The sequence below is a fragment of the Arthrobacter sp. PL16 genome, from assembly GCF_035985055.1.
In the GTDB taxonomy this organism is placed as follows: domain Bacteria; phylum Actinomycetota; class Actinomycetes; order Actinomycetales; family Micrococcaceae; genus Arthrobacter_D; species Arthrobacter_D cheniae.
This window is the reverse complement of sequence record NZ_JAXCIC010000002.1, coordinates 659,202-671,462: the sequence shown is the minus strand read 5'-3', so window position 1 is coordinate 671,462 and position 12,261 is coordinate 659,202. Positions and strand designations below refer to the sequence as shown.

Here is a 12,261-nt window from a genome sequence, read left to right as displayed (position 1 = left end):
TCGAGGAGAACGCCATGACCGAGCTCATCCTGCAGCGTCCTGGGACATCGGAGACCAGCTGGGTCCCGGTTTGCCGCCTCGATGACCTGGAGGTGTGCTGGGGCGAGGCCGCCCTGATCGATGGCGAGCAGATCGCCCTGTTCCGGCTGCCGGGCGATCAACTCCACGCCGTCGGGAACATCGATCCGCGCACCCGGGCGGCCGTCATGGCCCGGGGCATCGTCGGTTCCCGGGGCGCCGCCCCGACCATCGCCTCACCCCTCCACAAGGAGGTCTACGACCTCGCGACCGGGGCCTGCCTGTCCGGTGGCGAGGGGCTCCGCGCCTACCGGGTCAGGTGCGTCGGCGGCGTCGTCGAGGTCGGCATTGCCGCCTGACATCCCCGCCGCACTTCGGCCCGGACTTCGGCCCGCACTTCGGCCTGCGCGTCGGTCGGTGCTTAGATTGCTGCCATGACCGAGCACCCCGCACCCGCCGTCGCACCTCTGCTCATCGCGTGCTCGCACGGCACCGACAACGCGCAGGGACGCCGCGAGATCGACGCCGTCCGGGCAGGCATCTTGGCCCTGCGACCCGAGCTCGACGTCGTCGAGGCCTACGTGGACGTGCAGGAGCCGGATCTCGTGGACGTCATCGCATCGCTCCCGCCGGGCCGTACCGCCGTCATCGTGCCGCTCCTGCTGTCGGTCGGATATCACGTGAAGGTGGATATCGCGCGGGCCGCGGCCAGCAGGCCGGGAACGGTGTCAGCCCTGCCGCTGGGCCCGGATCCGCGCCTCGCCCACGTGCTGCAGCAGCGGCTCGTCGAGGCGGGCGTGGCCGACGACGACGCCGTTGTCATCGCCGCGGCCGGCTCCTCGGACGCCTGCGCGGCGGAAGACGTCGCCGAGGTGCAGGCGGTCCTCGGCGAACTCAGGACGGGCCTGGTGCGCCCGGGCTTCGGTTCGAAGGCGTCCCCCTCGGTGCCGGAGGCGGTGGCAGCCTACCGTTCCGGTGACAAACCAACTCGCGTCGCACTGGCGTCCTACCTGCTCGCGCCAGGCTACTTCCATGACCAGCTCGGAAAGGCCAGGGCCGACGTCGTCAGCGCTCCCCTGCTGCCGAGTCCCGTGATAGCGGAGATTGCTCTGTCGAGGTACGACGACGCCGTCGCACTCTCACAGGGTTCGTCGCTGGACGCTGCGCCGTGCCCGAGGCCGTGCAGGGCGCTCGTCTCGACCTGTGTGCGCAGCGGCTCGGCGCAGACCGTCTGAAGCGGTGCTTGCGCTCACCTTCTGCAGCGCCGCTTCACTCACCGTGTGAAGGGGCGCTTGCACTCACCTTCTGAAGCGGCGCTTGATTTCACCGGCGACGCAGACTCAGCCCGGATGGCCTGATGCAACGCGTGCCCCGGCCTCGACCCGCTGGACGTGGGCGGCACGGCCCTCGGCATCCAGCGCCCCGAGATTCGGATCGTCCGCTCCCCTGCCGAGGGACCCGTCGATGAGCTCCCGCAGAATGTCCGCGTGACCCGCGTGCTGGGCCGTCTCGGAGATCATGTGCACCAGGATCTGATGGAGGGTCACGGAACGCCGTTCCTCCGGCCACCAGGGCACGGCTCCGGGTGCGTCCAGCGGAAGGGCCTCGATGGTGGCGTCACTGTGTTCTGCCGAGAAGGCGTGCAGTTCGAGGATGCTCTCGCGCGACTCTTCGGGGGTTGCCCACATATCCGCTTCCGGCCGGGCGTCATCGGCCATCCATGGCAGCACGCGGCCGCTCGGCCGCCCGAACACCTCACCGAAGTACTCGACCTCCACCGACGCGACGTGCTTGACCAGTCCCAACAGATTGGTGCCGGAGGGCACGAGCGGCCGCCGGATGTCGTACTCCCCGAGCCCGTCCAGCTTCCCGAGAAGGTCCCCGCGCCGTCGTTGGAGGTACAGCAGCAGGGTGTCCTTCTCGTGGTCCCGGTGTCCGGCGTCGGTGCTGGTGTCCATCCGGGCACTCTAGGCCACAGGTCTGCACGGGTGGAAGGACGAAGCTAGGCGACCGGCTCGAGGGAGAGGCGTTCCTGCACCGTCGCCGCGAGCTCCTCGGCAATGCGCTGGGCAGTGCTGGTATCAGCCGCCTCGACCATCACGCGGACAACAGGCTCGGTGCCGGAGGGCCGCAGGAGGACCCGGCCGGTCTCGCCCAGCAGGACCTCGGCCTCGCGGACGGCATGCTGCACGCCCTCGTCGGAGTCGGCCGCTGTGCGGTCCACGTCCCGAACGTTGATGAGGACCTGCGGGAGCTTCGTCATGACGGCGGCGAGTTCCTTGAGGGTCTTGCCTGTTCCGGCCATGCGCGCCGCGAGTTGCAGGCCGGTGAGGACGCCGTCTCCCGTGGTCGCGAATTCGGCGAAGATGACGTGGCCGGACTGCTCGCCACCCAGGCTGAAGTCGCCGTCGCGCATCCCCTCGAGGACGTAGCGGTCGCCGACCCCCGTCTCCTTGATGGTGATGCCGGCCTGGCGGAGCGCGATCTTCAGGCCCAGGTTGCTCATGACCGTGGCCACGAGCGTGTCGTCCTTCAGCTTCCCGGCGTCCTTCATGGCGAGGGCCATGACGGCCATGATCTGGTCGCCGTCCACGATGGTGCCCTCGTGGTCGACGGCGAGGCAGCGGTCGGCGTCGCCGTCGTGCGCTATGCCGAGGTCGGCGCCGTGCTCGAGGACGGCGGACTGGAGCTTCCCGAGGTGGGTGGAGCCGTACCCCTCGTTGATGTTGACGCCGTCGGGGTTCGCACCGATGACCACGATGTCTGCCCCTGCGTTCCTGAAGACCTCGGGCGAGCAACCGCTGGCGGCGCCGTGTGCGCAGTCGAGGACGACCTTCAGTCCGTCGAGGCGGTGCGGGAGGGTCTGGAGCAGGTGGATCACGTAGCGGTCCTCGGCGTCGGCGAACCGCTGGATGCGTCCGACGTCGCCGGCCACGGGCCGGACGCGCTCGCTGGCCATCTCGGCCTCGATGGCGTCTTCAAGGGCATCGCTGAGCTTCTTGCCGCCACGTGCGAGGAACTTGATGCCGTTGTCCGGGGCGGGGTTGTGCGAGGCGGAGATCATGACGCCGAAATCGGCCTTGAGGTCTGCGACGAGGAACGCGGCGGCCGGCGTCGGCAGGACGCCCGCGTCGTAGACGTCGACGCCGGAGCTGGCGAGGCCTGCCTCGACGGCGGCAGCGATGAACTCACCGCTGATGCGGGGGTCACGGGCGATCACCGCGGTCGGCCGGCGTCCTCCGTCCACGGCGTTGTGCCCGAGGACGACGGCGGCGGCCTGCGCCAGATGCAGGGACAGTTCAGCCGTGATCAGGCCATTGGCCAGACCGCGCACGCCATCGGTGCCGAATAATTTGCTCATCGTTGATCATCCTAAGTGAAGAACACGAGACCGCTCAGTGGGTCCTCAACAGGTTAAAGCACGATGCCCGTCCGGAGAGCCCGGACGGGCATCGATGCCTTGCCAATGGTAGGCAGGATTAGCGCTTGGAGTACTGAGGCGCCTTGCGAGCCTTCTTGAGACCAGCCTTCTTACGCTCGATGACGCGGGCGTCACGAGTCAGGAAGCCTGCCTTCTTGAGGGCGGGGCGGTTGTTCTCGCGGTCGATCTCGTTCAGCGTGCGTGCCACACCAAGGCGAAGGGCGCCGGCCTGGCCGGACGCTCCACCACCGTGGATACGGGCGATGACGTCGTACGCGCCGTCGAGCTCAAGGAGCTTGAAGGGGTCGTTGACTTCCTGCTGGTGCAGCTTGTTCGGGAAGTAGTCGGCGAGCTCTCGCCCGTTGACGATCCACTTGCCGGTGCCGGGGACGAGGCGCACGCGGGCGACTGCTTCCTTGCGGCGTCCAACGGCTCCGCCGCCGACAGTCAGCGCGGGGCGCTCCTTGACGACGGTCTCGCTGCCTTCGGTGGACTCTGAGGTGTAGCTCGTAAGCTCCTCAGTCGGTTCATTCAGCTCTTCAGTGTTCTGAGCCACGGTTCTCCTTGAAGTGATTTCTTAGTGTTGGTGGCCAGGACTACTGGGCGACCTGGGTGATTTCGTACGTCGAGGGCTGCTGCGCTGCGTGGGGGTGCTCCGCGCCGCGGTAGACCTTGAGCTTGTTGATCTGCTGAGCGGCCAGCGAGTTCTTCGGAAGCATGCCGCGGATAGCCTTCTCCACTGCGCGCTCCGGGTTCTTCTCCAGAAGTTCCGCGTAGGTGGTGGACTTCAGACCGCCCGGGAAACCCGAGTGGCGGTAGGCCCGCTTCTGCTCGAGCTTGGCGCCGGTCAGGGCTACCTTGTCAGCATTGATGATGATGACGAAGTCGCCCATGTCCATGTGGGGGGCGAAGGTCGCCTTGTGCTTTCCGCGGAGCAGGATTGCGGTCTGGCTGGCAAGGCGGCCGAGGACAACGTCAGTTGCATCGATAACGTGCCACTGGCGGGTGATGTCGCCTGGCTTCGGGGTGTACGTACGCACGGTTATGGCCTTCATTTCTATTTCGGTGTCGCCCACATCCACGGAGTGCTCCGTGCCCGCGGGCTCAGCTTATTCATGCGTTACCGGAACTTCAGGTGAGGGCTGAAATACAACCAGTTATCCCGTAAATCTCGGCTCCGCCCCCGGGCCAGGTGGTTCTGCAACTGAACCGCTCCGGAGGGCGCAGACGTATCGAGTTGGGATACGCACAACGACTACCAAGGTTAGCCTGCTGCCGCACTCCAGGTCAAAACCGAGGGCGACGACACTGACTGCATCAGCGGTGCGGTCGCCGGACCTCGCCTTTGGCCAACGCAGGTGCACCCTCTTCGATAACTGCAGAACTACACATGCAGGCTGTGACTTTCTCAACGCGTGGCACGGCTACATGGTCAAACGCAGATTTTCCGCAGGAGAAAGTCCGAAGAGCGAAGCTTTCCTCAGGTTCAGTTCTTTTTGGGTCTCCGACACGCGTTCAGCGGTTAGGTTTCTGCTCAGAGCTGGCATGGGGCCAGCCCCTCGGACCTTCCGTCCACGGTTCGTCCACGGTTCGTCCACCCACACTCAAGGAGCTCATCATGATCGCACTGTACGCAACCCTCTCGACCGTCCTCCACACCGCCAAGGCCCGCCTCGCCAACGAGGAGAAGGGCGCAACCATGGTCGAGTACGGCCTGATGGTCGCCCTCATCGCGGTCGTCGTCGCCGTCGCCGTCACATTCCTCGGCCCGGCAATTGCCGGTCTGTTCGACGGTGTGACGACGCAGCTTGGAGGCGAGATCGCCTAGCACTCGGCCGTTTGTAGTGGCTCCGGCAGCGCGAGTTGCCGGAGCCACTCTCATTCCACACTCCAGATTCACACTCCAGCGACGCCGGAAGGGATTGCATGATGAAGAGGACTGATCGCGAACGCGGAGCAGTGGCCCTGGAAATGGCCTTGGTCCTGCCCGTGCTTCTACTCATCCTCGTCGGGATCCTCGAGTTCGGTCGGGTCATGAATGTCCAGGTATCACTCACCCAGGCAGCCCGCGAGGGCGCACGGCACGCCGCTATCCACTACGACGACGGCACCCTGAACCTCCCAGGGGCTGCCCTTGCGGCCGCTCCGGCGCTCGATGGTCTGCCCGTCACCGTCGACGATGATGCTGATGCATGCGGTCCCGGTCTATGGGTAGAGGTCACCACGAGCGTCTCCCTTCCATCGATGACCGGCTTCCTGGATGCCGGCCTGTTCCCGCTGGACCTTGAGGGCATTGCGGTGATGCAATGCGGCGGCTAGGACGGCCGGCTCCCGAGCGGACCAAGAACGAACACGGAGCCGTGTCCATCATGGTGGCCCTGATGATGGTGGTCCTTCTCGGCATGGCCGCACTCGCCGTCGACGTCGGCGCCATGTACGTCGAAAAGGCACAGCTGCAAAATGGCGCGGACGCAGCCGCCTTAGCCATCGCCCAGGATTGTTCCGGCGGGAATTGCGGAGTTGTCGCCGATGTCGGTCAGTTTGCTGCAGATAGCAACGCAGGGGACGAAACAAGTGGCGTAATGTCGATCACGTTTCCGGCTGCCGGTAGAGTGCGCGTGCAAACAAACGCCCGCGAGGCCGTAACCGGCGCCAACCACTTCTCCCTTTCTTTCGCTCGTGTGCTTGGATTCGAAAGCACCGAAATCACTGCCGCCGCAACCGCCAGCTGGGGAGCACCGACCGGTGGCAGCACGCTGCCCTGGACGCTCAGCGAGTGTGTTTTCCGTCAGTCCCTATCAGCGCCACAGCTTGCGCAGCTCAATTCCACGGGGAACTTCGTTGGTGATCCCCGTGGAACGCCGCGCATCCTTCTTCGCTATGACCAAGATGCAAGCTCCCCGGGCTACCCGGGCTGTGGTGTTCACGACGGCTACGCAAAAGGCGGCTTCGGCTGGCTGGACGGCAGTGACTGCGCCGCCACTGTAGTTGCTCCTGGGACTGTCGGCGCTGATACGGGCAACAACTTTCCCTCCGACTGCGTAGACGAACTCCCGAACCTCACCTCTCAGCCCATCATGATCCCCCTGTTCAGTTCCTCAGCGCTTACGGGGACCCGTGCCACATACACGCTGGTCGGGTTCGCCGCCTTCCAGGTGACCGGCTACAAATTCGCCGGCGGAAATACTCACACCCTCAAAGACCCTCTCGCGCCCAACTGCACCGGAAATTGCCGGGGGATCCAGGGATTCTTCACACGCTTCGTGTCACTTGATGAAGGCCTCACAATTTCTCCCACCGCGACAAATTACGGCGCCTCCGTCGTCGGACTCTCGAACTAGGAATTACCTTGACCTTGATCATCACCCCCACTAATCACCGCAGGAGCTATCACTCGTGAAGACGCGACTCATCGGAGGTCTGGTGGCCCTCGTCCTAGCCGTCATCGGCACAGCCCTGCTGGTTCTCTACGTGGGCGCTGCGGACAGCCGCGCCCAGGAGGGACTCGCTCCCACCCAGGTCCTGGTGGTCAGCGAGCGCGTTCCGGCTGGCACGTCCACGGAAGACCTCCCGACCTTCCTCACCACGCAGTCGCTGGTCAAGTCCGCTGTGGCCCCCCGCGCGCTGACCACCCTTGATGGACAGGAAAACAAGATCACCGCCGTCGACCTCCTGCCGGGTGAGCAACTTCTAACAGAGCGACTCGTTGCGCCCGAAGATTTCGCACCAGGCACGGTACCCGTGCCTGACGGCCTCGAGGAGGTGACAATTCTGCTGGCGCCCGAACGCATGCTTGGCGGACGGATCACGGCTGGTGACGATGTCGGTGTTTACATCTCTGGCGAACTCACCGAGGAGGCTCCCGACTTCGAGCGGCTACCGGACGAGATCAAGGGCTTCAAGCAGCACACCAACCTAAGTCTGCAGAATGTCCTCGTTACCGCCGTCCAGCAGGCGGCCCCCCAAACCGAGGATTCGGCCGATGCGGAGGGGATCGCAATGCCGAGTGGTTCCGCTTTCGTCACCCTCGCATTGAATGACTTCGACTCAGGCCGGGTCATCTTCGGCGCAGAATTCGGCAGCATCTGGTTCACGAAGGAATCCGACTCGTCCGAAGAAGCCGATCCTCCTGTCATCACAATTCCAGAGGTCCTCAAATGAGCAGATTCGTCATCATCACTGCAGTGCGGGACTTCGAAAGCCGTGTCCGTCACGCAATTGCGGGCGTCCTGCCCGGCGGTCTGCAGACACTCCCCCCCGAAGCCGTACTCCTCGCTCCCGAGGCCCTCCTGCAGCAAGTCGCAGGAGGGCAGCCGGACGTCCTGATCTTCGGACCAGGCGTGCGGCCGGAAGATGGAGTGGCCCTCGCGGCGATCTTCGACATCCAGTACCCGGAGATCAGCCTGGTCCTCGCCGCCCCACCGACGCCAGAGCTCATGCTGAGCGCCATGCGCGCCGGTATCCGCGACGTTATCAGCGCCGAGATCGACCTCGCTGAGTTGCAGGCCCTCCTGCAGCGTGCCTGCGCCGCCTCTGAACGCCGGCGACGGAACAACGGCCAGCAGATTCCCTCGGATCAGGCGCGAGGGCGCGTCATCGCTGTCATGTCCCCCAAGGGGGGCGTCGGCAAGACGACCGTCGCTACGAACCTCGCGATCGGTCTCGGGAAGATCGACCCGATGAGCGTGGTGATTCTCGATCTCGATCTCCAGTTCGGAGACGTCGCCACCGGTTTGACGCTCGAACCCGCGCACAGCATCACGGAGGCCGTGCATGGCGCCGCCGCCCAGGACTCGATGGTCCTCAAGGCCTTCCTGACCGTCCACCCTGCAGGAATCTACGCCCTCTGCGCCCCCCGTTCCCCCGCTGAATCCGACTACATCACCGCCGAGCACGTCACGCGGCTCATCAACCAGCTCGCCACCGAGTTCCGGTACGTCATCGTGGACACTGCTCCCGGACTCGGCGAGCACTGCCTTGCAACGCTCGAACTCGCCACCGACGGGGTGTGGATCTGCGGGATGGACGTACCTAGCGTGCGTGGCCTCCACAAGTGCTTCAGCGTCCTCAGTGAACTGAAGCTCCTACCACCGAACAGGCACACGGTGCTCAACTTCGCCGACCGCAAGGCAGGCCTGAGCGTGGCCGATGTCGAAGCCACCCTCGGCGTCCCCGTAGACGTCGTCGTCCCCCGCTCGAGGAGCCTGCCCTTCTCGACCAACCGGGGAATCCCCGTCCTGCAGGGCACCACCAAGGACCCCGCCTACCGTGGCCTGCAAAAACTCGTCGATCGCTTCAACCCCTCCTTGGTCGCTGAAGCCCAGCGGAAGGTCCACAGGCGGGCGATGATCGCGTGAAGCTCTCGGAACGCATGAACCAGCTGGCCCCGGCCGCCCCCGGCCCACCTCCGGTCGCCGCCTCTCCCGTTGTCGAGCCCGATCCGTCGCGGCCCTTCGCTCCAGTCGTACCGACGGCCGTCACGGTCCCGACGCCTTCGTCCCCGGTGGCCATCCCGGTCCCCGGACCGGCGCCGTCGACCCTATCGGCACGTGTCGCCGGGCCCAAAGCAGCACTGCCTGGTCGTCGCCCGCAGGCTCCCGGTCCCGCCATCGATGCGCTCGGAGGGCTCAAGCAGCGCGCTGCGGCAGCGCTCTTCGACCGCGTGGGAAGCCGCTTCAGCGACTCCTCCGTATCGGATGACGAGCTCCGGAAGATCGCGAAGGAAGAACTCTCAGCTGTCATCGACGAGGAGCAGGTTCCGTTGTCCCCCGAGGAACGGCGTCGCCTCATCCTGGAGATCGCGGACGAGGTCATGGGCTATGGTCCGCTGCAGCGCCTGCTCGAGGACCCCTCGATTACCGAAATCATGGTCAACAGCTCCGAGCAGATCTACGTGGAGCGCAAGGGACGGCTCACCCTGACCAATCTGCGCTTCAGCTCGGACGACCATCTCCGACAGGTCATCGAGCGGATCGTCTCGAAGGTGGGGCGTCGCATCGATGAATCGTCTCCTCTCGTCGACGCACGGCTGGAGGACGGCTCGCGCGTCAACGCCATCATTCCGCCCCTCGCTGTGAACGGACCCTCGCTGACCATCCGAAAGTTCGCCCAGGTCCCCATCACGGTCAACGATCTCCTGAAATGGAACTCTCTGACCCCGGAGATGGCGGAACTCCTCGACGCGTGTGTCAAAGCCAGGCTCAACATCATCGTCTCCGGCGGAACAGGTACGGGCAAGACCACCATGCTCAACGTCGTGTCCGGCTTCATCCCCGACGACGATCGAATCGTCACCATCGAGGACGCCGTCGAACTCCAGCTACAGCAGGCCCACGTGGTGCGGCTGGAGAGCCGGCCGGCCAACATCGAGGGCAAGGGTGCCGTCGGGATTCGCGAACTGCTGAAGAATTCCCTCCGTATGAGGCCTGACAGGATCATCGTCGGCGAGTGCCGCGGCGGCGAGGCCCTCGACATGCTGCAGGCAATGAACACGGGCCATGACGGCTCGCTTTCGACCGTCCATGCCAACTCCCCGCGGGATGCCATCGCCCGTCTGGAGACGCTCGTCCTGATGGCGGGGATGGATCTTCCCCTTCGAGCCATTCGCGAGCAGATCGCCTCCGCGGTGGACCTCATCATCCAGCTGACGCGCATGCGCGACGGAAGCCGGCGCGTCACGCACGTGACGGAGGTCCAGGGCATGGAAGGCGAAATCGTGACACTGCAGGACGCCTTCCTCTTCGACTATTCGGCAGGGATGGACGCGCAGGGACGCTTCCTCGGCCGCCCGATGGCCACTGGCATCCGCCCCCGATTCCTCGACCGCTTCGATGAACTGGGCATCCATGTCTCACCCGGTGTCTTCGCCACGCCACAGCAGCCGATGGCGCGGCGATGATGCTCTCGCCCGTGGTCCTGGGATTCGGGATGCTCCTGTGCTTCGTCTCGCTGTTGCTGCTGTTCGTCGTAGTCCTGAAACCCCGTGCAGGAGCGATCCCGCTGAGCCGCAGGCGCCCCGATGTGCCGCAAGAGTTATCCGTCTTCAGCCGGGTCAGCTCGTCAACAGTGGGAGCCGTCGACGACGCCCTAGGCAAGTCCGGGGGACTCTACGGGAAGGACCTCCTGTACGACGCGGGCGTAAAGACGAAGCCCGCCGACTTCACGGTCTTCGTCCTGTCGATGTCCCTAGTCGCTGGTCTACTCACCGGTCTTCTCGCCCATGTGGTGCTCGGCCTCCTCGTCGTGGGCGTCGGACCGCTGGTCGCCCGCGTGGTGCTCTCCATGAAGAGGGACAAACGCAGGGCAAATTTCGACGCACAGCTTCCCGACACCATCCAAACGCTCATCGGTGGGCTCCGTGCCGGACACAGCGTCATGCGTTCCATTGATGCGGTAGCGGCCGACGCTGACGCACCCGCGTCGGAGGAACTCGCGCGGATTGTCAACGAGACACGCATCGGCAAGGATTCACATCTTGCCATCGAAGAAGCTGCTGCCCGCATGGACAGTGAGGACTTCCGCTGGATCGCCCAGGCCATTCAAATCCATCGCGAGGTGGGCGGCGATCTTGCGGAGGTCCTCGAGCACGTCCTGGAGACCATCCGTGAGCGGAGCGAGATCAAGGGCCAGGTTCGGGCACTCAGCGCCGAAGGAAAGATGTCTGCTTACATCCTGATGGCAGTACCAGTTTGTATCGCCATCATGTTCGCTTTCCTCAATCCGCCCTACATGCTGGTCCTGATCGAGAACCTCTTGGGCATTTTGATGATTGTTGCCGCTGCGGTCATGTACGCCATCGGTGGGTTCTGGATGAGCCGCATCATCAAGATCAAGTTCTAGGAACCGTCACATGTCACTTCTCGTCTGGGGCGCTGCTGCAAGTATCGTCTTTCCCCTGGCCTACCTTGCGTGGGCCCTCTCCACGTCAGACCGCAAGGCGGTCGCTGCAATACATGCCAATCTGGCAAGCGGGATCGAAGGGCGCAACGACCAGTCTGCGGTTGCCACATCCGGTTTGTTCGCGGTTGCCCGCAGGCTGACTCCTGATGCGTATGTCGCCAAAATAGATGGATGGCTCGCGCTCGCGGGTAGGCCTGCCTCCATGCCGCTCGAGAAGCTCATCGTGGCGAAACCGGCACTGGCTCTGATCGGGGCAGTCTTGGGGTTCCTGCTCTTCAGCAAGAACCCCGGGGTGGGTTTTGTGACCCTCGGACTCTTCATCACTCTCCTGTTCTACTTCGTGCCGGACCTGCTGGTCTACAACACGGGCATCAAGCGCCAGGAGACCATCCAGATCGAGCTGCCGGATACTCTCGACCAGATGCTCATTTCCGTGGAAGCGGGTCTGGGCTTCGAGGCGGCCATGGCGCGTGCAGCAGCGAATGGCAGGGGACCCATGGCGCAGGAGCTCAGCCGGACCCTGCAGGACCTCCAGGTGGGGCGCCCTCGCCGGGAGGCATATCAGGCCCTTGCTCAACGGTCCTCCGTGCAGGAACTCAAGAGCTTCGTCAGCGCTATCGTGCAGGCGGACAAGTACGGCATTGGCATTGCGAAAGTGCTGCGCGCCCAAGCGAAACAATCACGAACGAAGCGGCGACAGCGGGCCGAGGAGAAGGCCATGAAACTTCCGGTCAAGGTGCTGTTCCCCCTGATGCTCTTCATTTTCCCGGTGATGTTCATCGTGATACTCGGACCCGCGGTCATCAACATCATGGACTCGTTAGGCGGAATGTGAGAGATCTGCAGCAGGCGGTTGGCGGTGGACCACGGAACATTGAAGCAATCGCGCAGTTATCCGTCAGCATCAGCCGCTTCTCGGCAAA

At 64.6% G+C, this 12,261-nt stretch carries 14 protein-coding genes; 10 read left to right on the top strand and 4 right to left on the bottom strand.

Features of this window, described 5'->3' with window-relative positions; translation table 11 throughout:
* The first annotated feature begins 14 nt into the window (after positions 1-14).
* Both nirD and RCH21_RS06875 read left to right on the top strand, forming a co-directional pair.
* Positions 15-377 (top strand): nitrite reductase small subunit NirD, encoded by a 363-nt coding sequence (gene nirD, locus RCH21_RS06880; RefSeq protein ID WP_326963713.1) that lies wholly within the window; start codon positions 15-17, stop codon positions 375-377.
* Between the two features lie 75 nt (positions 378-452).
* A complete protein-coding gene (locus RCH21_RS06875; protein ID WP_326963712.1) occupies positions 453-1,253 on the top strand; it encodes a sirohydrochlorin chelatase in 801 nt (266 codons plus the stop codon).
* 105 nt (positions 1,254-1,358) lie between these two features.
* On the opposite strand, the gene RCH21_RS06870 is transcribed toward RCH21_RS06875, so the two are convergent.
* The 4 genes from RCH21_RS06870 to rplM form a co-directional block, all read right to left on the bottom strand.
* Positions 1,359-1,976, bottom strand: a complete 618-nt coding sequence (locus RCH21_RS06870; RefSeq protein WP_326963711.1) for a DinB family protein — start codon at positions 1,974-1,976, stop codon at positions 1,359-1,361.
* Positions 1,977-2,020: 44 nt separating this feature from the next.
* On the bottom strand, positions 2,021-3,379 hold the full coding sequence (gene glmM, locus RCH21_RS06865; protein WP_120147053.1) for a phosphoglucosamine mutase: 1,359 nt from the start codon (positions 3,377-3,379) through the stop codon (positions 2,021-2,023).
* A gap of 118 nt (positions 3,380-3,497) precedes the next feature.
* Positions 3,498-3,995, bottom strand: coding sequence for a 30S ribosomal protein S9 (gene rpsI / locus RCH21_RS06860; protein ID WP_326963710.1), 498 nt, complete (start codon positions 3,993-3,995; stop codon positions 3,498-3,500).
* 40 nt (positions 3,996-4,035) lie between these two features.
* On the bottom strand, positions 4,036-4,479 hold the full coding sequence (gene rplM, locus RCH21_RS06855) for a 50S ribosomal protein L13 (protein ID WP_120147548.1): 444 nt from the start codon (positions 4,477-4,479) through the stop codon (positions 4,036-4,038).
* A gap of 578 nt (positions 4,480-5,057) precedes the next feature.
* Here rplM and RCH21_RS06850 point away from each other — a divergent pair.
* The 8 genes from RCH21_RS06850 (at position 5,058) to RCH21_RS06815 (ending at position 12,173) form a co-directional block, all read left to right on the top strand.
* Positions 5,058-5,267 carry a Flp family type IVb pilin gene (locus RCH21_RS06850; RefSeq protein ID WP_326963709.1) on the top strand — a complete coding sequence of 70 codons (210 nt, stop codon included), beginning with the start codon at positions 5,058-5,060 and terminating at the stop codon, positions 5,265-5,267.
* Between the two features lie 98 nt (positions 5,268-5,365).
* Positions 5,366-5,758, top strand: coding sequence for a TadE/TadG family type IV pilus assembly protein (locus RCH21_RS06845; RefSeq protein WP_326963708.1), 393 nt, complete (start codon positions 5,366-5,368; stop codon positions 5,756-5,758).
* 41 nt (positions 5,759-5,799) lie between these two features.
* Positions 5,800-6,780, top strand: coding sequence for a Tad domain-containing protein (locus RCH21_RS06840; protein ID WP_326963707.1), 981 nt, complete (start codon positions 5,800-5,802; stop codon positions 6,778-6,780).
* 55 nt (positions 6,781-6,835) lie between these two features.
* Complete coding sequence (gene cpaB / locus RCH21_RS06835) at positions 6,836-7,600, top strand: Flp pilus assembly protein CpaB (RefSeq protein WP_326963706.1); 765 nt, start codon at positions 6,836-6,838, stop codon at positions 7,598-7,600.
* Positions 7,597-8,796: an AAA family ATPase gene (locus RCH21_RS06830; RefSeq protein ID WP_326963705.1), complete on the top strand. Its 1,200-nt coding sequence runs from the start codon at positions 7,597-7,599 to the stop codon at positions 8,794-8,796. The genes cpaB and RCH21_RS06830 overlap by 4 nt, the downstream gene beginning before the upstream one ends.
* On the top strand, positions 8,793-10,337 hold the full coding sequence (locus RCH21_RS06825; protein WP_326963704.1) for a CpaF family protein: 1,545 nt from the start codon (positions 8,793-8,795) through the stop codon (positions 10,335-10,337). The genes RCH21_RS06830 and RCH21_RS06825 overlap by 4 nt, the downstream gene beginning before the upstream one ends.
* On the top strand, positions 10,334-11,278 hold the full coding sequence (locus RCH21_RS06820; RefSeq protein WP_326963703.1) for a type II secretion system F family protein: 945 nt from the start codon (positions 10,334-10,336) through the stop codon (positions 11,276-11,278). Before RCH21_RS06825 ends, RCH21_RS06820 begins: the two co-directional genes overlap by 4 nt.
* A 10-nt stretch (positions 11,279-11,288) precedes the next feature.
* The gene (locus tag RCH21_RS06815) at positions 11,289-12,173 is read left to right on the top strand and encodes a type II secretion system F family protein (protein ID WP_326963702.1); all 885 of its coding nucleotides are present in this window, start codon (positions 11,289-11,291) and stop codon (positions 12,171-12,173) included.
* Positions 12,174-12,261 lie beyond the last annotated feature (88 nt).